Source organism: Alteromonas lipotrueae (genome assembly GCF_019249255.1).
GTDB lineage: Bacteria > Pseudomonadota > Gammaproteobacteria > Enterobacterales > Alteromonadaceae > Alteromonas > Alteromonas lipotrueae.
Genome location: NZ_JAESDJ010000026.1, coordinates 1 through 26,220, shown reverse-complemented (window position 1 = coordinate 26,220; position 26,220 = coordinate 1). Strand labels below are relative to the sequence as shown.

Here is a 26,220-nt window from a genome sequence, read left to right as displayed (position 1 = left end):
GGCTATATATTGAACAGCGAATTGCGCCAAGAAGGTATAGATGAATACCATTTAGTGTTAAGGGCGCAGCATAAAAAAGGGATACCCATAATCCATTCAATAACAGCGCTTGATCAGAACGGGCAAACTCATGCCGTAAAACAAAAGACCTTTGCATCAACTAGCATATTTAATTATTCGTATCGTCAATCGGATAACCCGCTAGATAACCACATCACGCTGAACGTTGTTTTTGCCTCGGGTGAACAAAAGCAGTTTGTATTGTAGTTGACGATTAAAAGCCCTGATTAGTTTAGGGCACCCAACGTTCGCCGCAAACGCCATGTTTGGTATAAATACGGTACGGGCTGTTAGCGCTGTGAATATCTTCACGTAACGCTGTGCTATGGTCGACTTCGATAAAAGGGGTTTGTGATGCGACACCTTGGCTGTCTAGTACGTAGTAGCGTGACGCGTACTCCGTTAATTGCATTTTATTTTTATGAGCCACGTCGGTAAGGCGTACGCGAGTAACGGCTTTAAATCGAGTGTTGGGGTCGGTAATTGAGAGCAGTTTTTTATAAAAATAGCCCTTATCAGCTTGATGCTGAGAAAACGCATTAAGAACGTTAATTAAGGCTTTTAGCCCAATGGCTTCGCGCTGCAGCATAAAATCGTGTTGGGTATAATTCGCATTTTTCGCTACTTGGCCTGCCGTGTAGACTTGCTCTTCTTCTAAGCCTGTCAGGTAGTCTTGGCCTTCTTCACTGTAATTAATCAACGCTGCGGTATTCATGTTTATCATGTAATCGCTGATACCGGCAGGTAGCACTTCAAACAGCAAAACATCCGGGGTAACTACGCCACGCTCTTCTGGGGCCTGCGGGCCTTTGGGAACGCAACTATCAGAAATGAAATAGTAGTATTGGCCAGCATTCATTGCATGCGCAGAAGGCTGGAACATGGCTAGGCTAACCAAAGTTCCTAAACAAAACAGAAAACACTTACTCATAACGCAAATCCGCAACAGCAAGGCATCACATGATTCGCATTATGCAACACCGTAAAATAATGATGCTATTGTAACCTGTAAGAGTGCTCGGTCGATAGCGAACCTATTTTTATTTGTCACCTTTCTCTATTGCCTGTATTTCACTCCATAAAGTTTCTGACTCTTCTGTTATTTTGGCGTAGCTTTTCATATCACCATTGCGTTGCGCCACCATGGCTTTCTCTAAAAGAGCGTTATATTGCTTACGCATTTTTTTAGTAGGGTTGGAATTAAACATGCCGAACATAGTAGGTTCTCTTTATAAACGAATAGGCTTATTACATACGCTGAGTGTAGCGTGATCACGTGGCATGTTTTAAATATTTGTAATGGAAATTTAGCTTCGCTGCCTATCAATACTAAATTCAATACTTGTTGATTCATAAAATTAATACTCTTGCCAAGCTGCATTAATTCCCGCTATGCCAATCTCATATAAATTCTAGTTATGACTCGTAGCAAAATAATACTAGTTGAGCATGTGCAAATGCCGTAAGTTCTTTTGCTGAGTGGTAAAAGTGGTGAACAGTAGTGGCTACTTTTATGACTTTTAAAAGAAGTGTTTTAGCGTAAATAAGGGATGAGAACAGTTTTGATTTCCAAAAGGCATGTTAAGCATAAGTGAATAAAATGGCTTGTTCATCTATAAAGGATGTCATTCTCGTGGAGCCTGGACGTGAGGAGAAGCGTGTGAAAATCATAGTATTAAACGAATCGAAAATACCGATGCCACTATCCAATGTGGAGAAGCGCTGTGCAGTAACCCCATCAAGTGTACAACGCTTGGTGAAGAAAGGGGCTGAGCTTCACATAGAAAGTGGGGCAGGTTTGTTATCGGGGTATGCCGATAAAGAATATGTAGATGTGGGTGGAATTGTTATTGATGATGTGAATAGTGCATTATCAACAGCCGATATGCTTGTAAGCGTAAATAAACCGGCTGAATCCCAACTGTCGGTGATGAAAAAAGGGGCCATTGTGGTTGGCCATCTTGACCCTTTCTTTGAGCAACCGCTGGTTGAGTCAATAGCAAACAAAGGCTTAACGGCTATTTCGGTTGAAATGATCCCCCGCTCATCTCGAGCCCAAAAAATGGATGCGCTAAGTTCACAAGCGAGCCTTGCTGGCTATGTAATGGTAATGCAAGCCGCGAACTACTTACCTTCTATATTACCTATGATGATGACACCGTCGGGAACAATAAAGCCCGCCAAAGTGTTCATTATTGGTGCTGGCGTGGCTGGCTTGCAAGCTATTGCCACGGCGAAACGATTAGGGGCGAACGTACTCGCCTACGACACGCGCCCCGTTGTTGCTGAGCAAGTGGAGTCTCTAGGCGGTAAGTTTCTTAAAATCGATATTGGCGAAACCGGTCAAACTAAAGACGGCTACGCCAAAGAACTCACCGATGAACAAAAAGCGAAACAGCAAGACGCGCAGCGTGATGCAATTGCTGATTCAGATATTGTTATTACCACCGCACAGCTGTTTGGTCGCAAACCACCAGTGCTAATTAGCAAAGAGACTTTGGCACTAATGAAGCCTGGTAGCGTGGTGGTCGATATGGCAGCCCAATCAGGCGGTAACGTTGAAGGTTCTGTGGCCGGTGAAGTAGCCCAAGTGAATGGCGTAACAGTGATAGGCACCGGTAACTGGAGCCAAGCGGTTGCCCGCGCAGCCACTGATATGTATGCGAACAATATTTATAACTTGGTAGATGAATTCTACGACACCGAAAGCAACGTGTTTGGTTTGAATCTAGAAGACGATATTTTAAGTGGCTGTGTTATTGCTCATAACGGTGCCATTACCAACGATATGTTAACCAACGCCTACAAAGGAGCGTAATTATGGAAATTATCTATTTACTATTTATTGTGCTGCTTGCTGGTTTTCTTGGATTTGAGTTAATTCGCAAAGTACCTGCGACTTTACATACGCCATTAATGTCGGGCTCTAATGCTATTTCAGGTATTACCTTGGTGGGGGCATTGGCAGCGTCTGGTGGCGATAACAATGTGTTGACCACGATATTAGGAACCGCGGCGGTAGCGCTTGCCAGTATAAACGTTGTGGGTGGTTACTTGGTAACCGATCGCATGCTAAGCATGTTTAAAAAGAAAGATAAAAAATAAGGAGTATGCAAGTGAATGATATCGAAACCATAATCAATCTTGCGTACGTTGTAGCCGCAGCGTTATTTATTTTAGGGCTAAAATTACTTAGCCATCCAGATACAGCAAAACGGGGTAACTTTGTTTCTGCTGTGGGTATGTTGATTGCCGTTATAGTGACGTTGCTCGATCAACAAATAATCACTTATCAATGGATTATTTTAGGCGTTGTTGTTGGTGGTGCGTTTGGTGCTTGGAAAGCCAAATCAGTTGAAATGACAGCCATGCCTGAAATGGTGTCGTTGTTTAATGGCTTTGGTGGTGCAGCTTCATTATTGCTCGGTTGGGCTACATTGTCTGGCATGAGCATGGTTGCCCTTCAAGCCGCTACTGCGTTTACGTACATTACCTTGTTCTTCACTATTTTAGTGGGGGGCGTTACGTTCTCTGGTTCTGTGGTAGCGTGGGGTAAGTTGTCTGGCAAAATGTCGTCTAAAGCCGTAATTTTTACCGGTCTTCGCGAACTTAGCGTACTGCATCTAATTGCTATGCTAGTAGTAGGGTACTTTTTTACCACAGAACCCCAAAATACCCTGTGGCTATACTGCGCTATTGCGCTGGCGCTCAGCTTCGGCCTGTGGGCAACTATCTCAATTGGTGGCGCCGATATGCCAGTGGTTATTGCCTTATTGAATAGTTATTCAGGTGTAGCGGCTACGGCGGCAGGTTTAGCCACCGGCAACACTATTTTGATTGTTACTGGTTTGTTGGTTGGTGCTTCAGGTCTTATTCTTACTAACATTATGTGTAAGGCAATGAACCGCTCGTTAATGAACGTGTTGTTGTCTGGGTTTTCGAAGCCTGTGGAAGCGGGTGAAAAAATTGAAGGCGAAATTAAGATTTTGTCTGCCCAAGATGCATTTTATGTATTAGAAGCGGCGCAGTCGGTATTGGTGGTACCTGGTTACGGTATGGCAGTAGCGCAAGCGCAACATGCGGTGCGTGAAATGCAGTCGTTGCTGGAAGATAACGGGTGCACCGTAGACTATGCCATTCACGCGGTAGCCGGGCGTATGCCGGGCCACATGAATGTTCTGCTCGCCGAAGCCGATGTTCCGTATGACCAACTGTACGAAATGGATGATGTTAACCCGCGTATGGAAAACTACGATGTGGTTATTGTTATTGGGGCTAACGACGTGGTTAACCCTGCCGCGAAAGAAATGAAAGGTAGTCCAATTTACGGGATGCCGGTTATTGAAGCATATCGCGCTAAAACCGTATTCGTGCTTAAACGCTCTGCCAATGCTGGTTTTGCTGGGGTAGATAACCCGCTCTTCTTTAAAGACAATACCCGTATGGTATTGGGCGATGCTAAAGAAACAATTAACAGTATCGTGAGAGAGTTTGGTGACGATTAAGGTATAAAATATCAGTGGCAGGTATGAAAATGCCTGCTGCTGTTTTGTCCTCAGCGATAGCTGTTAATTCTAAGTTGCTGTTTTTTAGTTGATTTCATTTCTTAATATGCACCATTTTTTTCCACGAAAAAGATGAGACATTTCTTGTACAACGATAATAATCACCTTTACCATTGCATATGCTACTTTAGTCGAGCTTTTGAAAGGGATTGCAGTTAGACAGATGTCAAATCAGTATTATCACATTGAAGTGTTTCAAGATCTTATTTTGGTAACACTGCGCGGGCGTTGGGACATGAGCACCAACATTCAGTATCTAGCAACGTTTGCGGATACGCTCAACGCTAGGCGAGGAAAAGCCTTTCATATCATTGTAGATATGCGGTCTTGGGAAGTGCCAGATTCGGAGTTTTTTGCCCGAATGAAAGCGCCGATACAAATTGATAGACGAAATCAGAAAATTGAAATTTGGCTTGAAGACGACAAAACTGTCGCCGATCACATAGCCGCAAAATTCTTTAATGAGCAAAACTTCACATTGCACCGTACCAAAAACCAAGATTCGTTTATTAGGCAAGTCGATTCGGTGTTTAGTGGTGAAACAAAGGCGTATATTCTTGAATGGGTTAGCCGACAAGTCATCGATAAACAAAATTAGTCGAGACAATCGATATTTTACGTAGCACCACATTGTACGTTGTCTATAATACCGCCCTATTTCGCATTAATTTCTGAACAGCAGCGTTCAGCATAGTTTTTAAAAGGTGACTACATTGTCAGATTGGAGCATTGAAGAAGCAGAGCGCGTCTATGGCGTGTCTCAATGGGGTGGCGGCTATTTTCAAGTTGGTGAAAATGGTAACGTACATGTGACTCCAGTTCCTGATGATCCCAGTATTCGCATCGATTTTAAATCGGTTGTTGAAGAGATTCGAAAAGAAGGGGTTCAATTCCCTGTAGTAGTTCGTTTTCACGATATCTTACGCTCCCAGGTTGCTAGTCTGAATAAGGTGTTTCGTAGCACTATTGAAGAAGCTGAGTACAAGGGCGTATACCAAGGCGTTTATCCGGTAAAAGTAAACCAGATGCGTGAAGTGGTAGAAGAGATTGTAGAGGCAGGCGCACCTTTTAACTATGGTTTAGAAGCGGGCTCAAAAGCTGAGCTGCTTACCGTACTTGCCATGAACACCAACGAAGATTCCCTGACCATTTTAAATGGCTATAAAGATGATGAGTTTATGCGCCTAGCATTGTTAGGTCGAAAGCTTGGTCGCAAGATAGTGGTGGTGGTTGAAAAGTACAGTGAACTACTGCTGTTGGTAAAAGTGTCTAAAGAACTGAAAATAGACCCTATTATCGGCGTGCGCGCTAAAATGACGGTGAAAGGCCGTGGTAAATGGGAAAGCTCTGGTGGCGAACGTGCCAAGTTTGGCCTTACCATTACCGAAATCATTAAAACCGCCCGTTACCTTGAAGAGCAAGGTATGTCTCATTGTCTTAAGTTACTGCATTTCCACATTGGTAGCCAGCTTACCGATATTCGTGCGGTAAAAGAGGCCATGACCGAAGGCGCTCGTATTTATGCAGATTTGCACAAGATGGGCTTTCCACTAGATTATGTGGATGTAGGTGGCGGCTTAGGCATTGATTACGACGGTAGTAACTCTACTAACGAATCTTCACGCAACTACAGTATGCAAGAATACGTCGCCGACGTGGTTTACGGCATGAAAGAGATGTGCGACCTAGAAGGCGTACCGCATCCCAATTTAGTGAGTGAAAGTGGCCGAGCTATCACCGCACACCACAGTTGTGTAGTGACAGAAATTGTGGGCGAAATTAAGTCGAATGCGGCACAAATCGATACGTCTGAAAATGCAAACGAACATGTGTTTTTGAAAAATATGCGTGAGTTGTCAGACGATTTCGAGAATCAAACCAACATGCACGAAGTGTATAACGATGCGTCGCAATATAAAGAACAAGCACTCGGTGCCTTTAAATTGCGCGTGTTGTCTTTAGAAGAGTTGGCAAAAATTGAAACCCTTTACTGGGATATCATGGCGCGTTTGCAAATATGGTATCGCAAAGAAGAGTACGTACCTGAAGAACTGCAAGAGTTAGATTACAGCTTGTCTTCGCAATACTTGTGTAACTTTTCGGTATTTCAGTCTGCCGCTGATACATGGGCCATCGACCAGCTGCTTCCGGTCGTGCCGCTTACGCGCATGAACGAAAAGCCTACGGTGAACTGCTCATTGGTTGATATTACCTGTGACAGTGACGGCAAAATTGATCAGTTTTCTATTGGCCGTGAAATTACCGATGTATTGCCGATGCACCCGCTTAAGAAAGATGAGCCTTACTATATTGGCCTATTCTTAACTGGCGCATATCAGGACGTAATGGGTGACATGCACAACTTGTTTGGTCGTTTGAACGAAGTGCACATCTTTAGCTACGATGACGATCCAGAAGACTTTTATATCGAAGAAGTGGTGAAAGGCTCTTCAGTTGAAGATGTTTTAAACATTATGCAATACAACCCACGGGCTATGGCATCTGATGTGAAACGTCTTATCGACAGACAAGTGTCAGGTGGGAAAATTAACCCGAAAGAAGGTGTTCGCTGGACCGATTTTTACGAAAATTGCTTAAGCGGTTATACCTACTTAAAGCCGTAATTTCGGCGGGTTAACGTAAGAACAAACACACGGTGGCGCTTAAAATTCGTATTCGTAATAGAGAAAACGAGTGTTAAGTGCCAGCCTATTCCTTAGCCTCTGCTTGTTTAAAATAACGCTTCCAAAACTCAGCCGTTGTAGAATTTATCATATTCGATTCGGCATTCATCAGCATCACATATCCGGTTTTATAATCGGGCGCAAACGCCACATCAGCACGATACCCTTTTACCCAACCTCCATGATAGTTAATGCGCTTGCCGTCAAAGTCATAAACGCGCCAGCCTAGCCCATAATGGGCGTCTTTAAGCATTCCGCGCCAACCTCTGCGCCTAGTTTCGCGCTGGGTTTTAACCCGTGGTGTGGTGACTTCCTCAATCATGTCAGGTGAGATCACCGTAGGAAATTCGCCTAGCAAAGCCTGCAAGTAAATGGTCATATCGGTAATGCTTGCGTTTACACCCGCTGCGGGTGAAAAGCGGTAGTAGTTGCTTTCAACCGCGCCTTCCCGCCATCTATCTCTGGCAATAGCAATGTGTGGGCGAGCCCAGGATGCAGAAGCAAGCAACCCGCCTTTTCCTACACTTGCGGTATTCATGCCCAGCGGAGTAAACAGCTGAGTTTGTACTTCCCGAGAATAAGAAGAATAATTGTTCGTAAAATAGTACTCGAGCGCCCCAAAAAGCGCATTTTGGTAGGTGTAGCACTCACCAGGTACGCACAAAGGGTCGAGTTCACTCAATGACGTTAGCACCCGTTGCAGCGAATAGTCGGCTTCAATTAAGTTGTCGTAGGCATTGGGCATAAAACCGCTAGATTGGCCCACAATGTGCTGAAGCTGCAATGTTTCCATACCGTCCACAGCAAAGGGAATATCAGGTAACAGGGTGGAAATGGGGGTGTCCCAATGCAAACGTTGTTGTTCAACCAGTTTGGCAGAAAGAAGCGCGGTGAAGGTTTTTGATACCGAGGCTAGGCGAAAGACGGTGTCTTCGGTGATCCGCTTCCCGCCTTTGTGAGTTCTGCCATAGACATAAACTTGTGGTGCCTTGCCTTGCTCGTAATAAACAAAGGTATAGCCGGGCACATTATATTTTGCGGCCTCGCGCTGCACATAGTTGGCATAATCAGAAAGCCAATCGGCGCTTAATGCGGGAAGTGTCACGATAAGCGTGAAAAAGAATAGGCTAATTCTAATCAGGCGCGTTACTAAATTGCGCGTGGTTTGCAACATGAATTGGGCTCAGTAAGGGCGCACCCCAAAGGTGGCAGGCACTATTATTTTTACGCCATTATGCGGTTGCTAGTGGCGATTATCAACTCTACTGATATTTTACTGTCAGTTCCGATTTTGTCGCACCCTTGCAAGGGGAACAGGATACAATTAATTCTTAATAGCGCAGTGACTGTTTAAACCCGCACATCAACCAGAGCCATAGTATGAACACTGACATAAAAGATTCAGCGCATGTAGACAATGAGCACCGCGATACTTACGCTAAAGCTAGGGTAAGTAGAGATGCCCGTTTTGATGGTCGCTTCTTTGTGGCGGTGAAAACCACGGGCATATTTTGTCGGCCAATTTGCCCTGCCAAATTGCCAGATGAAAAGAACGTGGCTTACTATAACCACGCTGCTAAAGCCATGAGCGATGGCTTTCGTCCCTGTTTACGATGCAGGCCCGACAGCGCACCGTCTTCTTTTGCGTGGTTAGGGGTAGGCACAACGGTGACAAGAGCGCTAACGCTATTAAGTGATATACCCGTGCAGTCTATTTCCACTATTTCAAGCCGATTGGGTATTAGTGAGCGTTACTTAAATAAACTCATGGTGTCGCATACGGGGTTGTCGCCCAAACAATATCAAGATTTACAAAGAGTGCTGTTTGCTAAGCAGCTACTACAACAATCTACCATGAAGCTTACTGATATTGCGTTTAGCGCCGGATATGCCTCTACAAGGCAGCTTCAGCGGGCAGTGCAAACCTATTGCAAAAAAACGCCTACCGAATTACGAAGCAAACGCCATGCTGCATTGCCTGAAATATCCCTTAGGTTGCACTTCAGGCCACCTTACCACTGGCAGCAAGTGCGCGAATTTCTTGCTTTGCGCGCTATTCGTGGCGTAGAAGAGGTGTGTGAAGATACCTACTGCCGTTATATAAGTGTTAAGGGAGAATTGGGGTTTATTAGCGCAACTTTCAACGAGAGCGTAAATGGCTTCGATGTGAAAATGCGTTTGCCAAATTTAGGTTATGTGTATAAAACGGTAGAACAAATCAAGCAGCTACTCGATTTACATGCAGCCCCAGAGTTAATAGAAAAATCGCTATTAGCAGCGGGCTTGCCTGATAATCTTCTTACTAAAGGGTTGCGGCTTCCTGGTACATGGACTGTATTTGAAAGTGGGTGCAGAGCGATAGTAGGGCAACAAGTCAGTGTAAAAGCCGCGATTAATCAAGCGGGGCTGCTTGCACAGCATTTAGGGGCGGTAGCCGCAGAGGGGCCCGTCGAGCAAAACCAACATTATTGTTTTCCAGAACCCGAAGCGGTTGCGAATAGTGAGTTAACTTTTTTGCGTATGCCTAATGCCCGTAAGCTTGCACTTCGCGATTTTGCGGCGTTGTTTTGTAACGGTAACCAGCCAACTCATGATGAAATATTGTCAATCAAAGGGGTTGGTCAATGGACATTAGATTACCTTAAGATGCGAGGTGAACGTAACCCTGATGTGTACTTGGCTGGCGACCTTATTGTAAGAAAAATGGCAGAGAAATATCCGGTGTTGCCGCAAAAGGCTGCACCATGGCAAAGTTATTTAACACTACAGTTGTGGCAGTTAAGCAATAGTTAACGTGTTGTTGGGTATAAACATATCAGTAGGAATAAGTCATGACAGTATGCAAAAGCTACCTTGAGTCACCACAAGGGCTTATTGAAATAGCGGCAACTAGCAAAGGAATTAGTGCGATTGCATTTGTAGATAGCGCTAATGGTGACGTTGACGGCGGCGTTACCAGCAATGATTTCACTGAAGCAGCAAAAGTGCAGCTAGCAGATTATTTTAATGGAAGCCTCACCCAATTCGACTTACCCTTTGATGCCAAAGGCACTGCGTTTCAGCAAGCGGTATGGAAGGCACTGTGTGATATACCTTATGGTGAAACCGCCAGTTATGCAGATATTGCCAATAAGTTAAATAATCCCAAAGCGGTTCGTGCCGTGGGCATGGCTAACGGACGCAACCCTATTGCGATAGTGGTACCCTGTCACCGGGTTATTGGGGGCAATAAAACCTTAACGGGATACGCGGGTGGGCTTGAACGTAAGCAATACTTATTGAAATTAGAAGGAGCACAAGGCGTACTATGGGCTTAAGAGATATTGCTGCACTATTACTATTAGCATCGATTTGGGGCGGCTCATTTATTTTTATGCGGGTGGCGGCGCCTGAGTTTGGGATTTATGTATTGGTAGCCATTCGTACCGTACTGGCTACCAGTGTGTTACTGCCTATTTTGATGATGACCGGTGGCGTGAGCCAAATTTTCAGGCATTGGTTTCCCATTGCACTGGTAGGGCTAGCGAATACCGCCGTGCCCTTCGCGTTATTCAACTACAGCAGTTTGCATCTAGAAGCGGGAGTTAATGCTATTTTAAACGCCACCGCGCCAATGTTTGGCGCGTTAGTGGCGTGGCTATGGTTGGGCGACAAACTTACTCCTACTGCCATTGGAGGCTTAGCGCTCGGGTTCTTGGGTGTAACGGTTATTAGCCAGCAAAAGCTAGGGGAAGGTGATATTAGCTTTGTGCCTATTCTAACCGCTTTACTTGCCACTACCTGCTACGGCATTGCTGCCAGCATGATGAAACGATGGCTGCAAGGCGTGCGACCTTTAGTGGTGGCTACAGGAAGCCAAGCGATGGCATCTGTTATGTTAGCACCGTTCGCGTTAAGTACATTACCAGCCACTATGCCAAGTACTAATGCTTGGCTAAATGCGGTTGCACTCGCCATTTTAGGTACTGCTATTGCTTATATTTTGTATTTCAAATTGATTGCCAATGTAGGGCCAGCAAAAGCGATTTCGGTGGCCTACATGGTGCCGTTATTTGGCATTATTTGGGGCGTATTGTTCTTGCAAGAGCACTTGTCGTTACAAACCATTATTGGCGGGGTAATGATACTAACGGGTGTGGCACTCACTACCGGTGTGATAGGTATAATAAAACGTAGCAGGGCAGCCAAAACGGCGTAATAAACTTGTTTGCTCGGTTTGAAAGGACGTTAGCATCACCCTAGTATACGTAATACAGCTTAGTACCATTAAGTACAGCTAATACGTGTGGTGATGCTAAGCGTTATATATTGAAATCTGTTTATTAAATTTCAAATCAAAATTTAGCAGCTTACTTATTCAATAAGCTGCATACGCACTAAATTGTGCCCATCCCTTTTAGCCTGATACAGCGCATCTTCCGCATGGGCAGTAACTTCATTCATACTGCGGGTGGTGGCAGTGAAAGATACCCCAAAAGAGGCGGTTAATTGAAGCTGCGGCGACTCACTTAACGGCGTTAACGTGGCAATGCCATGACGTAAGTTTTGCGCAGTATCGAAGGCTTCATGCGGCCCTGTTTGAGGCAATAAAATAATAAATTCTTCACTGCTCCAGCGACCAAGCACATCTTGCTCACGTAAGTGATCAGAAAGATACGCCACAACCTTATCTAACACATCATCGCCCGCATTTCGGCCATGGGCATCAATAATATGCCCAAAGTCGTCTACGCTGATTAAAATTACACTAATAGAACGCTGTTCTTTTAATAACGATTGGTAGATAAGTTCTAAGTTAGTGCGGTCGGGCAAACGATTAGCATGACGCACAATTAAGTCGGGCTGCATGTCTCGTCTGAAATAATAGAGCAAATTATATATAAGCAAAAAGAGTGAGAAAACAACCACTAGCAAAGTAACCACACTGAAGATAAAGGCTTGCGATATTTCGGTCTGCCTGTCTTCTAATGGGCTAAGTAAAAAGACGGTCCATCCAAACTGGTTCAATTTAACTTCGGCAATCAAAAAGTCTTTTTGATCGATAGTCACTAACTTATTATTAAGGGCTTGCTCGTCTTGCACCGTAATCGGAAGGCTGGCATACCAAGGTAGCTCTGAAAGGTTGGTAAAGTCAGAATACGAGGCCACAAGAGAAGGGTCGGAAGACAGCATGATGTCTCCCTTTTCATCGACAAAAAGAAAGTCGTAGCCGTATTGTTCTTTGTAAGAATCGAAGACACTAATAAAACTGCGTAAGCTTTTCCCTATGCCAAAGAAGCCCAGAAACCGGCCATCGTCATCAAAGACCTTAAGGTCGATATAAAAATGGGTGTCTTCCCATTTACCAATATCCGCCACTGCATCCTGAGATCCATCACGGTACTTAAAATACCAACTGACTTCGCCCTCAATTAACTCAATGGTAGTGCCATCGGAATTATATTGTCGTTTGGCGCTCTCGCTGGCAATAAAGAAGGATAAACCAAACTCTCTTTCAAGACGGTTTAGGGTGTTAAATATCGCGGCCTCGTTAACCTCGTCGCCTTCCATTAAGGTGACTAATTCAGTGGAATGGCCTAACGCTTCAGACGTATGAAGCGGCTTTAATAACTGCTCGACAATAAGAGACACCGCTGGCGATAGTGACTGTTGCTGTGCTCTGCTTTGCTCCGCTACAATTTTAGAAATACTAAAATGCACTAGGGTAACAATAGCTAGAACCACGACGGCAAACAGCACCAATATACTTCGGTGAAGTGTTCGAAAAGTATTCACTGACTACGCAAGCTCCTTTGCTGCTACAATCCAATTCAGTTGAGAACAAAGTATACCCGTTGATTTAATGAACTACTAGGCTGTTCAGCTCAGATATAGACTTAAGAATGAGCCCTTAAAAATCAATCGCTGACATATAATCACGGCTTAGATACACTAGGCAAAAGTTCGTATTATCGATTTTCGTAAAGGAATAGCATGGCATTTTCAGTGGTAGTTTTAGCCGCAGGCAAAGGCACGCGCATGAAGTCTTCGTTACCAAAGGTACTTCACAAAGTGGGCGGAGTGCCCATGGTGCAGCGTATTATCAACACCGTTCAAGCCCTAGAGGCTGATAGTATTCATTTAGTTTATGGTCATGGAGGCGACAAGCTAAAGGCCACATTAACAGGCGAAAACTTAAACTGGTGTTTGCAAGAAGAGCAGTTAGGCACGGGTCATGCGGTGCAGCAAGCCGCGCCTCACATTAGCGATGATGAAGATGTGCTTGTACTAGTTGGCGATGCACCCCTTATTCGTCAAGAAACCTTGGCCAAGCTAAAAGCCGTGAAAGCTGAGTGTGATTTAGCCCTGCTTACCGTTGAATTAGAGGACCCAACAGGTATGGGCCGAATTATTCGTAAAGACGACAACATTACCGCCATTGTTGAGCACAAAGATGCCACCGATGCGCAAAAGCAAATTTGTGAAATCAATACCGGCATGATGATGATGGCCGGAAGCGATTTAAAACGTTGGTTGGGTGCGCTAAGCAATAGCAACGCACAAGGTGAGTATTACCTTACTGATGTCATTGAAATGGCGGCTAATGAAGGCAAGCGTATTCAATCGGCACAACCACAAGAAGTGGTTGAGGTTGAAGGGGTAAATAACCGCATTCAATTGGCGCATCTAGAGCGTGCGCTACAACTTCGCCAAGCGAACGAATTAATGACCAATGGCGTGGCATTGGCCGACCCTCAACGTTTCGACCTAAGAGGCACACTAACCACGGGGCAGGACGTAAGCATTGATATTAATGCGGTGGTAGAAGGTAACGTTATTTTAGGCAATAACGTAACGATTGGGCCGAACTGCGTTTTGAGAAATTGTGAAATTGCCGACAACGCAGTCATTGAGGCAAATTCTATTATCGAAGAAGCCATCGTAGGTGAAAGCTGCACGGTAGGGCCATTTGGTCGCTTGCGCCCTGGCGCGGTTATGCATGCAAAATCTAAAGTCGGTAACTTCGTTGAAATGAAGAAAACCGTGCTAGGTGAAGGAGCTAAGGTTAATCACCTTACTTACCTAGGTGATGCGGAAGTGGGCGCTAATGCCAATATTGGTGCTGGCACTATTACTTGTAACTATGACGGCGTGAATAAATCTAAAACCGTTATAGGTCAGAATGCCTTCGTGGGCTCTAATTCTTCGTTAGTGGCTCCCGTAACGATTGGTGACAATGCCACGGTAGGTGCTGGCTCAGTCATTACCACCGAAGTAGAGAGTGCGGCATTAGCAGTAGCACGAGGCAAGCAGCGTAATATTGCTAACTGGCCCCGCCCGACTAAAAAATAGCGAGTATGTAATAGCTTTAGAGCTTTTTACCGCTTAATGAAAGGACAGCTATGGTTGTCCTTTTTTGTGCCCGCTTGTTTCTACCCTCGTTCGTCGCTTTATAATAATTGTGCAAAAAACTTGCGAAATAAAGTCGAATAGCTTACATTTCTTTCACTTTGTAAATTATAGCTTTCGTTTTGAAAGTCATGATGTAGAAGTAATGTAGAAATAGTTTAGAAATGGTGTAGAGAAAACACTGTGGTTTTCGTCATATCGGGGTTGGGTTGAGTGTGAAAACAAGTCGTTCTGTAGATCAGCGCCGCGCTGGCATTATTAAATGGGTAAATACTCACGGCTACGCGCAAGTTGAATTCCTCGCGGCCCAGTTCAGTACATCTGAAGTGACTATCCGAAAAGATTTAGCCGCCTTGGCAGACCAAAAAAAGCTTATTCGTCAATTTGGCGGTGCCGCGCCATTATCTGCTTCTCAAGGTGAAACCAATGTAGTGAATTTACCTTCATCGATAAAACAGAATATAGGTAAGCTTGCTGCTAGTCGCATTCAACAAGGCTCAAAAATAGTATTAGATTGCGGCAGTACCATCGCTGCGCTTTTACCTTGCCTTCGTGACATACCCAATCTGGTAGTGATGACCAATGCCTTAGATGCAGCGAGTCAGCTGACCAAAAGCAATAACGAACCGACTATTTTAATGACAGGTGGTACCTGGGACTCGGCATCTCGTTCATTCCAAGGTGCAATGGCCGAACAATTAGTATCGGCATATAGTTTTGATATGGCGTTTATCGGCGCGGCGGGTATTGATGTAAGTCGCGGAACTACTACCTTTAATGAATTAACCGGGCTTACTCGTGCCATGGCACGTGCTGCCCATGAAGTTGTTGTAATGGCAACGTCAAATAAGCTTTCGAACAAAATGCCCAATTTAGAATTGGGCTGGGAAAATATCTCTACCCTTGTGACTGATAATGGCATTAGTGACGAGGATAAATATCTAATTGAACAACAAGGCGTAACGGTGCTGGTCGCTGCGCAAAACGGAGAGTAATTATGTGTGGAATTGTCGGTGCTGTTGGCGAGCGTAATGTTGTTGAAATTCTATTAGAAGGCTTAAAGCGACTTGAATATCGTGGTTACGACTCTTCAGGCGTGGCCTTGTTGCAGCAAGATGGCACACTAAATCGCATAAGAAGTACCGGTAAGGTACAAGAGCTCGTCGATATTATTGCTAACGATGAAGCGTTAGGGACGACTGGTATTGCGCATACCCGTTGGGCCACCCACGGCGGTGTTACTGTAGCCAATGCCCACCCTCATTTCTCTAGCGACCGCGTTGCGGTAGTGCACAATGGTATTATTGAAAACTACCAAACCCTACGCGAACAGCTTTCAGCAAAAGGCTATGTATTTAGCAGCGACACTGACACCGAAACCATCGCCCACACGGTTCATGAAGCATTAGATGCTGGCAAAGACTTATTAGAAGCGGTTCAGACCTCCGTTAAAACATTCCACGGCGCTTACGGTACTGTTGTTATCGACAAAGAAGATGTGGGCCGTATGGTAGTAGCGCGCTCTGGTAGCCCGTTAGTAATTGGTTTAGGGTTAGGCGAAAACTTTGTTGCGTCTGATCAAATGGCACTGTTACCAGTTACACGCCGTTTTATATTTTTAGAAGAAGGTGATGTTGCCGATATTACTCGCCGCACCATTGCTATTTATGACAAAGACGGTAATGCAGTTGAACGTGAAATTATTGAATCTAACGTTGAACACGACGCCGGCGATAAAGGCGCTTACCGTCATTATATGCTCAAAGAAATTCACGAGCAGCCAGTGGTTGTGCGCAATACGTTAAAAGACAGACTAACCGAAAATGGATTAGCGGCAGATGTGTTTGGAAACGGTGCCGATGATATTTTTAGTAAAATTAAACATGTGCAAATTGTAGCCTGTGGTACCAGCTATCATTCCGGTATGACCGCCCGCTACTGGTTAGAACAATACGCCAATGTGTCGTGCAATATCGAAATTGCCTCTGAGTTTCGTTACCGTAAATCGGTAGTGCACCCAAACAGCCTGCTTATTACTATTTCTCAGTCGGGAGAAACAGCCGATACTTTAGCGGCACTACGTTTAGCCAAAGAAATTGGGTATAGCGCAAGTTTAGCTATTTGTAACGTACCGGGTTCTTCGTTGGTACGCGAGTCAGACTTAGCGTTTATGACCCGTGCAGGCGCCGAAATTGGCGTGGCATCAACCAAAGCCTTCACTACCCAGTTAACTGCATTCTTAATGCTAACCCTAGCGTTAGGTGAGAAAAACGGTATGGCAGAGAGTGACACGCAAGATATTATTAGTGCACTTCAAAGCTTGCCAGCTAAATTAGAAGAAACCCTTACCATTACTCAAGGTATTGAAGATTTAGCCGAAGAATTTGCCGATAAACAACACAGTTTATTCTTAGGCCGTGGCGATCAATACCCTATTGCCATGGAAGGCGCGCTTAAGCTAAAAGAGATTTCGTATATTCACGCAGAAGCCTATGCTTCAGGTGAATTAAAGCACGGCCCATTGGCACTTATCGATGATGAAATGCCGGTTATTGTGGTTGCGCCTAATAACGAATTGCTAGAAAAGCTTAAATCGAATGTGGAAGAAGTACGCGCTCGTGGTGGCATCATGTATGTGTTCGCCGATAAAGACGCCGCGTTCAAAGGTGACGACACCATGCGTGTAATCAATGTACCGCACTGCGAAGCACCTATTGCCCCTATCATTTATACCTTGCCGTTACAGTTGTTGTCGTACTACGTAGCGTTAATTAAAGGCACGGATGTTGACCAACCTCGTAACTTGGCGAAGTCGGTTACTGTGGAGTAGTTCTCTATAAGCGGCTGAGGGATAGCCGATTCTGAATAAAGTTGGAAAGTGGAAGTTCTGATTGAGTTTCCACTATTAAATTAGTTTTACACTTTCGATGAGATCGTTCACATTACGCTTCCGATTTTGCATAAGCATCAGGCAGCAAGTAATTTAGTAAACTTTAGGGCAGACATGAATTTAAAGCAGTAACTCTCGCGAGAAGTGCGTACATTGTTGAACGTTTATAATTATTCAGTTTGGTACAAAGCTACCATTGGCCGTATTCTACCTTAATCCAGATAGGTCGCTCTCTATCATGCCATGCACCGCAATCTCCTGCCCCATTTATAACTACAGGAGTCTTTTGTATTGCTGCGGAAATAAGTAAAGAATACATGGCTTTACCAGTGTTTGTAGATGCATCAAATGCCCACTCATGCCCAGGGCAAGCTTCTGGCGGATTTTCATGAATTTCTACAGCAAACATTATAACACCATCGCCATTGTTTTTTTCATGAGCGTAAATTCGAGAAATCTTCCCTGACCCATTTCCACCAAAACACCAAGTGCTATAAAATGTTATAATGATAATTAAAACTAAGCTTTTCATGACCCTACTTAACAAGATTTGTTAAATTTTACAATTGGCTCACATCATACATTATTGAAATAAACAATAAGTATTTTACTTAAAAATCGAATACGAATAATTTATTCTGTGCCATGAGTTGTGCGCGGTTAGCATTACGACTAATGTATACAGGTTGCTTCTTTCGATATCATTAGACAATTGTAATATTTTAAAAAGATCTTTTTGACTTCCAGGATATTTTCACAGGCATGTAATATGAAGAAATTTTTTGTGTTTTTAGTGGCTTCATCACTACTTAATTCTGCAAACTCTCAAGGTTTCGAGTTGAAGGAGATTAAGAGTATTGGGTGTCATCTAAATAACGATACCTGTTATGTGACCGTTAGTGGATCGGCGGTTGGTTCTGCCCAGTGCAACTCTAAATCTCTAAGGTGGCGAAAAGATGCAAATATAAGCGGTAAAGAGACGCTAAGTTTATTGACCACCGCATTTATCGCTGGTAAAAAAGTGCATTTTAACATTACCGAAAGTTGCCTTGGGAACTATCCCACATTTAATTATTTTACTATTACGCATTGAAAAAAGTGATTTTTAGTTAGTTGGAGTAGCTACCACTAGTAATCTCGTTATAGAAAGGCCTCAATGTCTTCGGTAGTTGAGACAACGGGTGTATGTTTTCCTTGATTGTCATGAGCACTTTGATGTGAGTGTGAATACTACTACTGGAAAATGAGGTGTTGGCGAAAGTGACTATTGGCCCATAAGCTCGATTGATTGTGAGTTACCAATTCGGTAGGTGCGTTACGTAGAATCATTCGAGAGACTCTTAATGGCAAAAAGTTGTTAGTCTTTGTGCTTATACGTACTAGTATAAAAATGTCTAGCGATGTGAAGGTAATTCAAGTTGATAGTTTATCTTCAGCGTGTGTTTCAGGTCATCCTCGAGTAGCTATTCACAAAGACGGCCAAATTTTCTCAGCAGCGTTTTAGTGGCAAACACGCCAGTACAAATTGGTTATCATCAAGACCTCACTTATAGTTCGCGCTTATAGGTCTATTAATCTTTTCGAATTAAACAGAAAGTTTAAATACTTCGGCTGTGCTCATCATTTGGAAAAAGAAATGTACCTTAATCCACTCAACTTATTCGGAGTTAAGTTGATTAACGTACATTTGTATTGTACCTTGAATAAAAATGTAAATATCATGGACGATAATGGAATCTTTTAAAGTACAGCGTGTTTCAAACCTTGTTATATTCTTTTTATTCGTATCATTTAGCTTTTTTTGCGAAGCTGATTATGCTGGAAACCTGAAAGTTCAAAAGCTATTTGGTAATAGCAACATACTTTTTGGCGTAAGTGCGCCCCCTCTCAATACTTGTGATTATTTTGGACGCCATTTTAAGTTTGATGCAACGACTGACGGTGGAAAAAATATGCTTTCTATATTACTTGCTGCTCACCTATCGGATAGAAATGTCGATGTATGGTATGTGCCGAGTAAATTACCCGATTCTAATGAAGAAAATGGCTGTAATGCTAATGATACGCTTGCTGAGATTACTCAAATTGGATTTTCCAAATAATGAAACGCCAAGTATTAACAGATCTTAGATATTTAATATTGATAGCTGGATTACTAACTGCATCACAAGGCTTTGCTCATGGTGTTGTGGAAGGTTACGTGATTGATGTAAGAGTTGAGAGAAATGGAAAAGTTCTTTTGACATTTGACCGCGACGTAGGACATAACCCACCAAATTGTAGTGCCTCCTCTAGGCGAAACATGGCTTTTAATTTATCAACTGTAGCTGATAGTGGTATGTTGTCGGCTGCACTTACAGCTCAATCTACACATAAAATTCTACGAGCAAGGGGCTCTGGTGCATGTGAATCTTGGGGCGGAATTGAAAATATATTTTACGTTGTAGTTAGGGATAGTTAATTTGAATATTTACTTAGTAATGAAGCAACTTTTAATTCTGCTTGTTTTATTTTTTTACTCTAATACGGCCCTTTCAAATCAGAATACTGGGCCGGTGAAAATTACAGCTGTAGAAAATTGGGCTGGTAGTGAGTCATTATTTGTTTGGACCGACGAGAGCACCAAAACTAATCCCGCAAACTGTAGTTATTCTGGTAGCTATCTAACTTCAAGTAATATAAAGGATGTTTTTATAACTTTGCTGTTGAGTGCTAATATTGCAAATAAAAAAACGCAACTAACTATTTATGGCGACGGGTGTGGAAATAATCGTCCGGTTATTGTTGCTATAAAAATACTGCAATAACAAATTGCTCAATAAACGATTTATCAAGAAAGTTACCACTTATAAATTTGTTCGGGGTTCCTTTTCTTTTTACTTTAATTTGCATTCAATCGAATTTGTACAAGTCCCAGATGATAATAATTGTGTAAAATAACAGGTAATTAATTGCATAAAGGGGGGCAATGATCAAAGCGAGAGTCGCAAAAAAAACCTAGATGATTGTGCCTTAATAATTTGCTACATGTTACACCCTTTGCAGTCAAACCATGAATATTTATACTCAACTGTACTTACAGCTATGGTTTCTAATCGAAAGCTATGTTTTGGCTTGATGGGTGAAAAGGCCAATATAAAAAGCGTTTTTGTAAGTGCAAACTAAACTTAGGGTAATATGATTGTGAAGATAAAATATCTTTTAATGCTGGTGTTGCATAGCTTAGTAAGTAATACGGTGAATGCTACATCTTACTCTTCGGCAGGAGCAATAGACAAAATGACCACTGGTAAAGACTTTGCTAGAGTTAGGCTGGACGCAATGGAGAGTTATGAAGAGTGTGAAAAGCAAGATTGGTATATCCTAGAGTTTGGAAGCAGTGCGAGACTTCCTATGTATTCCATGCTTTTGGCCGCGAAGGCAAGTAAGCAAAAAGTGTCATTTCAATTGCAAGGGTGTAAGCATGGCTATGCTGTAATCACACACGTTTATAATAATTAACTACTAGCAACCTAAAAGTAATCATTCAAAAATTTGTAATTTTAAACCTTTTTAATAGGTTTTTGGTGGTTTACTCAAACTCATGTAAATATAACAATCACAAGGTTATATTTTAAGAATCGAAATTCAAGCTGCATTGAATGAAAGGTGATAATCGTGCCACTATATATGAAAACTTTTTTATTCGTTACCTGCTTTTTTCCTTTTGCAGTAACAGCAGGATTTCATTACTGCACAGGTAAAGTCATTGATATTGTAACTCGCGGCAGCCACGAAGGTACTCACATCAAGATTGAAGGCTTAAATAATTTTGCAAGGCTAGGTTATGGCGGGTCTGCATTTAAAGATATGCATGAACGACAATATGCAGTGATCTTATCAGCTTTCGTCTCTGATTTAAATGTTACCTTAGAATTTGTAAATGAAGAGGGGATAACAAAGTGTGATGACGATCATAAAGACGCCCTTATCAGATATGTGAGAGTCAGGAAGTAAAATTAAATAGCTTCCTACGAGTTTATACTGTTATCAGGTTTAGTTCGGGGAATTGAAGTATCAAGAATTTTTCTTATTTGTAAAATAATTAATTTTCGAACTACTAAATTTATTTGATTGGTACCAGAACTAATTTAGTTAAATAACTAATCGGAAGATGGCTTTTGTATTTAAAGTCAGTTATAACTATTTCACAAATGGAAAAATCAATTTCATTAAGGATTGATGATGATACATTATCTGGAAATAGGGGCTCGATTCCTGTGTTTCTTTTTGATTTTAATGCTCCCAACTAAAATCGTTTATGCTAATACCTACGTCCCCATATTAGTTGGCGATATATTCATAATTATTCCACTCCCAGAACCTTCAATCACTGTGAAGTTCGGCGATATTGAGTCTTCCAAAATTCCTAAGATGGAGTCTGTTTTGTTGTCTGTAGCTGCGGATTCAGGGGATATTTATAAAGTCGAAGTACGAGTGAATGGCAGCGATTGGGTAGAAATTGAAGTATCTAATGGAGAATATTTTTTAGATTTAGGTCAGCTTTCAATGGGGGCTCATGATATTGAAATAAGAATTAATGGATTGTTCGAAAGAAAATATTTAGTTGAAATAGTTCCTCCCCCCGGCGCCAATCTGTCAAACGCCGTAGTGGAATATAATTATGATGATTACGGAAGGCTTGAAAAAGTAATCGTTAATGGGAATGTAATTGTCGAATACGATTTAGACGCTAGTGATAATCGGAAAAAGGTTGAATACACGGAGCTGGAACAATGAGTGATTGTAAGCTAAATCGTCAAATATGTGTCAAACTAAGTAGTTTCGTTCTTTTTGTTTTTGCGCTAATGAGTTTTTCGATATATGCAGCTGATGATATTCCATCGTGGCATTCCCCTTCAGAATTACTTTTAAGATTAGATGAACCCACAATAAATTACTCTGAGAGCGAGGCACTGAAACTTGAAAAAGCTATTGAGCCACAACTTTTTCAATCTTCTAGTGAAATTAGCCAAGAAAGTGTAGGCAACGATACAGATTTTACAGAGGACCCACACTTAATTGCATTGGCCAGAAATTTAAAAAACGACCCCATAATAATTTATCAATTTGTTAAAAGTAAAATACAGCTCGACTATTCCTACGGTTTTAAAAAAGGCCCATTGGGTACATATTTAGACATGACGGGGAACATCTATGACCAAGCAGAGCTACTAGTTACCTTACTTAAGATTTCTGGTTATTCAGCAAAGTACCAGTTCGTCGACGTCGAGCATTCTGCTAGTGACTTGGCAAAATGGCTTAAAGTGTACTCCATTGATAACACCGGCGATGAGCATTTGCAAAAATTGTTTCATTTACTCCAACAACTCGGTGTTTCTAGTATTAGCTCTAATTCTACAGACGTTTATAAATTTAAACATTTAGTTGTTCAATGGAACTCTGATAATGGGTTTATTTATTTAGACCCTAGTTACCAACTTTATGATTTTCAAAATCCCACCCTCAACCTAGGGGACGAAATAGATTTCGATATTGACTATTTTCGTAAAAATACTAGTTCCGAAAGCATAATAGACAGAAACGAAGTTTTCTCTGAACTCAATGCTTACTCTGAGTCCTTAGTTGCAAAAATTAATGAGACTGATGGTTCTGCTTCTATTGATGAGATGGTTGGTTACTGGAAAACAGATGTTAAGCAATATAACTCGATTGATGATATTGGAGGTTATCTATCGAGCTACGGTGATTTATATGATGAATTGCCTAGTGGTTATAACACCACCTTGCGAATTAGACACAGAGGAATTGATGTAACATTAGACTCCAGGAATATTTATACAAACAGGCTTTCGATATATTACTCAGAGAATACCCCAATCCTGTATCTAAATGGGGAAGTCTTAGCAACAGGTAATTCAAGCAACGATGGACAGTCCTATCCCGTTACATTTAATGTGAACCACCCAGGCTCGGGAGATCAGAATTGGAATCAATATATTCGTGCTGGAGGTGCATACACTATTATCAATACGTGGGGAAGTGTTGGCAGAAAGCATATTTCTTTTCAAGAAAAACGACTTTCAGAGTTGCAAAATTTTGGGAAGCGTACAGAGCCGCTTCTTAATCAAAGCTTAATGACAATGGGGCTTAAATGGTCTAGGTACAAGAAGCTTTCTGCCGAATTTATAGGGAAAGTAACCAATACTAATCATTTCGATCTTCATACTGTTGGTATAGCTGGAACAGGTGATATAGAGGGGATAGATGGTGGGCCTTATGTTGACGTAGCAGGTAGTTTCGGTGGCTTTAATGCTAACATTAAGCAAAATTTTATTGCAAGTGGCCTTATTGCAAGCGCTTTCGAACATGGCGTCATAGAACAGAATCAACCCTTTTCGGCTGTGTCTACAGTAAAGCTTTTCGACCTTGCTTCTCGGAGGAAAATTCCCCTATATGAAGTTAGCTTGGGAAATTGGAGTACAATTCAGCAAGAGTTAGAAAATTATTCTGATAACGACTTAAATTCAATTGCATCTGCTATAAACTCAGGTGGTAGTGTCTTGCTCCCGAAAGACGGATCTTTGACTGAGGATAGCTGGAGTGGTGCAGGTTATTTTACCTTTATAAGTAGTGCTAATGGTTATTCTGCAGGTTATCAAATTTCAGGTGGGCTCAAAGGTGGCTTTTCTACCTCGTCTGGTGATGTGGAAACCGTCATTCCAACCAACATAGTTGACCTTCAATCTGTAGCAAATGTTCATCCATCGGTAACGCGAGAGCGATTGTCCTCTGGCGATGGTCTATATAGCCATGATGATTTAATGGTAGGTGCTGAGAAGGGTGCGTTTAAATTAACACGAACATACAACGGAAGTGATACTCGAACGGGCTCGTATGGGCAAGGTTGGCGCCATAACTTTAATATTGATATTACCGAAAGCTCAGAGGTTAGCAGACTACTTGAGTCTGGGACTGCAATTGATGCAACTGCGTCTCTAGTAGCAACGTATGTTGTATCTCGATTAATGGATGACGTTGAAAGTTCACTATTCAACAGTGTTGGTTTAAGCGCATCAGTCCACCAATGGTTGATGAACAATTATACGGATAATAGTGTATTGGTTTCAGTGGGAGCGAGTACACAGCAATACATAAAGTTGCCTAATGGGGGGTACAGCACATCCCCTCAAGTAAAGAATAGTTTGAAAAAGTTCTCCGGCTTGTATTCCTTAAAGACAAAAGACGGAACAACTTATAGCTTTAACTCTTCAAACTTGGCTTCATCAATTGAAGACAGGAATGGTAATGAGACCACTTTAAAATATGTTTCAGGAAAACTGGACACGGTTGAAAACGAATATAAACGAAAACTAAAGTTTGAATACAAACTCGATTTCTTGAGTTCTGTTACGGAGAGTTTAAGCTCAGATAGTGCCTATACGCGGACAATAACTTTTGAGTACGATGACGGTAAATTAGATGAATTTATAAACCCAAATGGAGAGAAATTTAAGTTCAGATACGATGAACTAGGTCGTTTAAGTGGATTATCAAGCCCTCTTTATCCAAATGAGTCAGATTATAGGGATACCTATGATATATGGGGGAAAAGAGTTAAGAGGAAAACTGCCACTGGAAAGGAATTTTTGTTTTACTCTGAAACGGGATTTAGGAATGAAACTGTTGATGCCGAAGGAAATAGATCTGTAAAGTATTTTGATGGTCGAGGTGATTTAGCGCTTGAGATCAACGCTTTAGGACAAAAAATGACCTACGGCTATGACTCAGCACATCGGCGCGTCTCGACTCAGTTTGAAGAAAATGGAATACGAATAGAGCTTAAATATGATGATGAAGACAACGTTATTGAAAAAAGAAGATTTCCTAAAGCGGGAAGTGACAAATTAGAAAAAGTAGAGTCCTATACTCACACTACTTTTGGCAACATTGCTACACATACCTCTTTAGATGGTGAAGTTACACACTACGAATACGATGATAACGGGAACCTAGAAACGATTACTTCGCCTAAGGTCGACAGTATCAGTCTAATAACATCCTATAAATATTACGAAGATGGCAGTGTTAAAACAGAAACAGGCCCTGATGGAATTAAAGTAGAGTATATTTACGATGATCAGGGAACCACAAAGAAGAAACGAGTTCATCCTAATGATGAAAGTGCTTTCGTTGAGTACTCTTACACCTATTTCCCATCTGGAGATATAAAAACCTCAACCGATCCTTTAGGAAACATAACAAGTTATTTGTCTTACGATGAGACAAGAAGGTTGAAGCGCATTTCTTCACCATCAGGACATATCACTACTTTTTCATATGATGTAAATGGGAATCTTGTTAATGAAGCTCGGAGTTTAGTTGATGTTCCAGTTGACGATACACTAGAACACTGGGCCGTTACCGAATATAAATATACGCGAGACGGCCAACTAGAACAGCAGATTGATTCCGAAGGAAATTCAACATTATTTGGTTACGATAAAGTGGGCAACCAAAACTACGTTGAAGATGCTGATGGGAAAAAAAAGCGTATATTATTCGATGCACTTTATAGGCCCACACATACTCAGCAATATGTAGATGGAAGCTATGTAGACGAGATTATCAC

24 protein-coding genes are annotated in these 26,220 nt (G+C 42.2%); 19 read left to right on the top strand and 5 right to left on the bottom strand.

Features of this window, described 5'->3' with window-relative positions; translation table 11 throughout:
* On the top strand, positions 1–267 hold a 267-nt coding region (locus KYS23_RS19975), incomplete at its 5' end, for a hypothetical protein (RefSeq protein WP_218419963.1).
* Positions 268–292: 25 nt separating this feature from the next.
* Here KYS23_RS19975 and KYS23_RS19970 read toward each other — a convergent pair.
* Complete coding sequence (locus KYS23_RS19970) at positions 293–991, bottom strand: hypothetical protein (RefSeq protein ID WP_159533977.1); 699 nt, start codon at positions 989–991, stop codon at positions 293–295.
* A 109-nt stretch (positions 992–1,100) separates the two neighbouring features.
* Positions 1,101–1,277: a DUF6435 family protein gene (locus tag KYS23_RS19965; protein WP_159533975.1), complete on the bottom strand. Its 177-nt coding sequence runs from the start codon at positions 1,275–1,277 to the stop codon at positions 1,101–1,103.
* A gap of 443 nt (positions 1,278–1,720) precedes the next feature.
* On the opposite strand from KYS23_RS19965, the gene KYS23_RS19960 reads away from it, so the two are divergent.
* The 5 genes from KYS23_RS19960 (at position 1,721) to speA (ending at position 7,249) form a co-directional block, all read left to right on the top strand.
* Entirely contained in the window at positions 1,721–2,878 is a 1,158-nt protein-coding gene (locus tag KYS23_RS19960; RefSeq protein WP_159533973.1) for an NAD(P) transhydrogenase subunit alpha, read from the top strand.
* A gap of 2 nt (positions 2,879–2,880) precedes the next feature.
* Positions 2,881–3,165 (top strand): NAD(P) transhydrogenase subunit alpha part 2, encoded by a 285-nt coding sequence (locus KYS23_RS19955; protein WP_159533971.1) that lies wholly within the window; start codon positions 2,881–2,883, stop codon positions 3,163–3,165.
* 11 nt (positions 3,166–3,176) lie between these two features.
* Positions 3,177–4,565: an NAD(P)(+) transhydrogenase (Re/Si-specific) subunit beta gene (locus KYS23_RS19950; protein WP_159533969.1), complete on the top strand. Its 1,389-nt coding sequence runs from the start codon at positions 3,177–3,179 to the stop codon at positions 4,563–4,565.
* A 223-nt stretch (positions 4,566–4,788) separates the two neighbouring features.
* Positions 4,789–5,223, top strand: coding sequence for an arginine decarboxylase (locus tag KYS23_RS19945; protein WP_159533967.1), 435 nt, complete (start codon positions 4,789–4,791; stop codon positions 5,221–5,223).
* A gap of 115 nt (positions 5,224–5,338) precedes the next feature.
* Positions 5,339–7,249 (top strand): biosynthetic arginine decarboxylase, encoded by a 1,911-nt coding sequence (speA, locus tag KYS23_RS19940; RefSeq protein ID WP_159533965.1) that lies wholly within the window; start codon positions 5,339–5,341, stop codon positions 7,247–7,249.
* An 85-nt stretch (positions 7,250–7,334) separates the two neighbouring features.
* Here speA and KYS23_RS19935 read toward each other — a convergent pair whose 3' ends face one another.
* Positions 7,335–8,483, bottom strand: a complete 1,149-nt coding sequence (locus KYS23_RS19935; RefSeq protein WP_159533963.1) for a serine hydrolase domain-containing protein — start codon at positions 8,481–8,483, stop codon at positions 7,335–7,337.
* Positions 8,484–8,689: 206 nt separating this feature from the next.
* Between KYS23_RS19935 and KYS23_RS19930 the strand changes: the two genes are divergently transcribed.
* Genes KYS23_RS19930 through KYS23_RS19920 form a run of 3 tightly spaced genes read left to right on the top strand, consistent with a single transcriptional unit; the run spans position 8,690 to position 11,507 of the window.
* Positions 8,690–10,102, top strand: coding sequence for a DNA-3-methyladenine glycosylase 2 family protein (locus tag KYS23_RS19930; protein ID WP_218396897.1), 1,413 nt, complete (start codon positions 8,690–8,692; stop codon positions 10,100–10,102).
* Between the two features lie 38 nt (positions 10,103–10,140).
* A complete protein-coding gene (locus KYS23_RS19925) occupies positions 10,141–10,626 on the top strand; it encodes a methylated-DNA--[protein]-cysteine S-methyltransferase (RefSeq protein WP_218419961.1) in 486 nt (161 codons plus the stop codon).
* The gene (locus KYS23_RS19920; RefSeq protein ID WP_159533957.1) at positions 10,617–11,507 is read left to right on the top strand and encodes a DMT family transporter; all 891 of its coding nucleotides are present in this window, start codon (positions 10,617–10,619) and stop codon (positions 11,505–11,507) included. The genes KYS23_RS19925 and KYS23_RS19920 overlap by 10 nt, the downstream gene beginning before the upstream one ends.
* A gap of 155 nt (positions 11,508–11,662) precedes the next feature.
* Here KYS23_RS19920 and KYS23_RS19915 read toward each other — a convergent pair whose 3' ends face one another.
* A complete protein-coding gene (locus KYS23_RS19915; protein ID WP_218396891.1) occupies positions 11,663–13,084 on the bottom strand; it encodes a sensor domain-containing diguanylate cyclase in 1,422 nt (473 codons plus the stop codon).
* A 198-nt stretch (positions 13,085–13,282) separates the two neighbouring features.
* Between KYS23_RS19915 and glmU the strand changes: the two genes are divergently transcribed.
* From glmU to glmS, 3 genes are all read left to right on the top strand, one after another.
* Entirely contained in the window at positions 13,283–14,641 is a 1,359-nt protein-coding gene (gene glmU / locus KYS23_RS19910; RefSeq protein ID WP_218419959.1) for a bifunctional UDP-N-acetylglucosamine diphosphorylase/glucosamine-1-phosphate N-acetyltransferase GlmU, read from the top strand.
* A 272-nt stretch (positions 14,642–14,913) separates the two neighbouring features.
* Positions 14,914–15,693: a DeoR/GlpR family DNA-binding transcription regulator gene (locus KYS23_RS19905; RefSeq protein WP_159533951.1), complete on the top strand. Its 780-nt coding sequence runs from the start codon at positions 14,914–14,916 to the stop codon at positions 15,691–15,693.
* A gap of 2 nt (positions 15,694–15,695) precedes the next feature.
* Positions 15,696–17,528 (top strand): glutamine--fructose-6-phosphate transaminase (isomerizing), encoded by a 1,833-nt coding sequence (glmS, locus tag KYS23_RS19900; protein ID WP_218419957.1) that lies wholly within the window; start codon positions 15,696–15,698, stop codon positions 17,526–17,528.
* A gap of 250 nt (positions 17,529–17,778) precedes the next feature.
* On the opposite strand, the gene KYS23_RS19895 is transcribed toward glmS, so the two are convergent.
* Positions 17,779–18,120, bottom strand: coding sequence for a hypothetical protein (locus KYS23_RS19895; protein ID WP_218419955.1), 342 nt, complete (start codon positions 18,118–18,120; stop codon positions 17,779–17,781).
* 1,198 nt (positions 18,121–19,318) lie between these two features.
* On the opposite strand from KYS23_RS19895, the gene KYS23_RS19890 reads away from it, so the two are divergent.
* The 7 genes from KYS23_RS19890 to KYS23_RS19860 form a co-directional block, all read left to right on the top strand.
* Complete coding sequence (locus KYS23_RS19890) at positions 19,319–19,690, top strand: hypothetical protein (protein ID WP_218419953.1); 372 nt, start codon at positions 19,319–19,321, stop codon at positions 19,688–19,690.
* Complete coding sequence (locus KYS23_RS19885; RefSeq protein WP_218419951.1) at positions 19,690–20,049, top strand: hypothetical protein; 360 nt, start codon at positions 19,690–19,692, stop codon at positions 20,047–20,049. Before KYS23_RS19890 ends, KYS23_RS19885 begins: the two co-directional genes overlap by 1 nt.
* 1 nt (position 20,050) lies before the next feature.
* Entirely contained in the window at positions 20,051–20,395 is a 345-nt protein-coding gene (locus KYS23_RS19880) for a hypothetical protein (RefSeq protein ID WP_218419949.1), read from the top strand.
* 376 nt (positions 20,396–20,771) lie between these two features.
* The gene (locus KYS23_RS19875; protein WP_218419947.1) at positions 20,772–21,089 is read left to right on the top strand and encodes a hypothetical protein; all 318 of its coding nucleotides are present in this window, start codon (positions 20,772–20,774) and stop codon (positions 21,087–21,089) included.
* A gap of 156 nt (positions 21,090–21,245) precedes the next feature.
* The gene (locus tag KYS23_RS19870; RefSeq protein ID WP_218419945.1) at positions 21,246–21,584 is read left to right on the top strand and encodes a hypothetical protein; all 339 of its coding nucleotides are present in this window, start codon (positions 21,246–21,248) and stop codon (positions 21,582–21,584) included.
* Positions 21,585–21,812: 228 nt separating this feature from the next.
* Positions 21,813–22,367, top strand: a complete 555-nt coding sequence (locus tag KYS23_RS19865) for a hypothetical protein (protein ID WP_218419943.1) — start codon at positions 21,813–21,815, stop codon at positions 22,365–22,367.
* Positions 22,364–26,220 (top strand): RHS repeat domain-containing protein (locus tag KYS23_RS19860; RefSeq protein WP_218419941.1); only part of this gene is annotated, 3,857 nt, incomplete at its 3' end. The genes KYS23_RS19865 and KYS23_RS19860, both read left to right, overlap by 4 nt.

Excerpts from the sequence above, each read along its gene's own strand:
- KYS23_RS19890 (WP_218419953.1), top strand. The coding sequence starts at position 19,319 with ATGGAATCTTTTAAAGTACAGCGTGTTTCAAACCTTGTTATATTCTTT.
- KYS23_RS19930 (WP_218396897.1), top strand. The coding sequence starts at position 8,690 with ATGAACACTGACATAAAAGATTCAGCGCATGTAGACAATGAGCACCGC.
- glmS (WP_218419957.1), top strand. The coding sequence starts at position 15,696 with ATGTGTGGAATTGTCGGTGCTGTTGGCGAGCGTAATGTTGTTGAAATT.
- KYS23_RS19955 (WP_159533971.1), top strand. The coding sequence starts at position 2,881 with ATGGAAATTATCTATTTACTATTTATTGTGCTGCTTGCTGGTTTTCTT.
- KYS23_RS19935 (WP_159533963.1), bottom strand. The coding sequence starts at position 8,483 with ATGTTGCAAACCACGCGCAATTTAGTAACGCGCCTGATTAGAATTAGC.
- glmU (WP_218419959.1), top strand. The coding sequence starts at position 13,283 with ATGGCATTTTCAGTGGTAGTTTTAGCCGCAGGCAAAGGCACGCGCATG.
- KYS23_RS19865 (WP_218419943.1), top strand. The coding sequence starts at position 21,813 with ATGATACATTATCTGGAAATAGGGGCTCGATTCCTGTGTTTCTTTTTG.
- KYS23_RS19965 (WP_159533975.1), bottom strand. The coding sequence starts at position 1,277 with ATGTTCGGCATGTTTAATTCCAACCCTACTAAAAAAATGCGTAAGCAA.
- KYS23_RS19925 (WP_218419961.1), top strand. The coding sequence starts at position 10,141 with ATGACAGTATGCAAAAGCTACCTTGAGTCACCACAAGGGCTTATTGAA.
- KYS23_RS19920 (WP_159533957.1), top strand. The coding sequence starts at position 10,617 with ATGGGCTTAAGAGATATTGCTGCACTATTACTATTAGCATCGATTTGG.
- KYS23_RS19945 (WP_159533967.1), top strand. The coding sequence starts at position 4,789 with ATGTCAAATCAGTATTATCACATTGAAGTGTTTCAAGATCTTATTTTG.
- KYS23_RS19895 (WP_218419955.1), bottom strand. The coding sequence starts at position 18,120 with ATGAAAAGCTTAGTTTTAATTATCATTATAACATTTTATAGCACTTGG.
- KYS23_RS19885 (WP_218419951.1), top strand. The coding sequence starts at position 19,690 with ATGAAACGCCAAGTATTAACAGATCTTAGATATTTAATATTGATAGCT.
- KYS23_RS19970 (WP_159533977.1), bottom strand. The coding sequence starts at position 991 with ATGAGTAAGTGTTTTCTGTTTTGTTTAGGAACTTTGGTTAGCCTAGCC.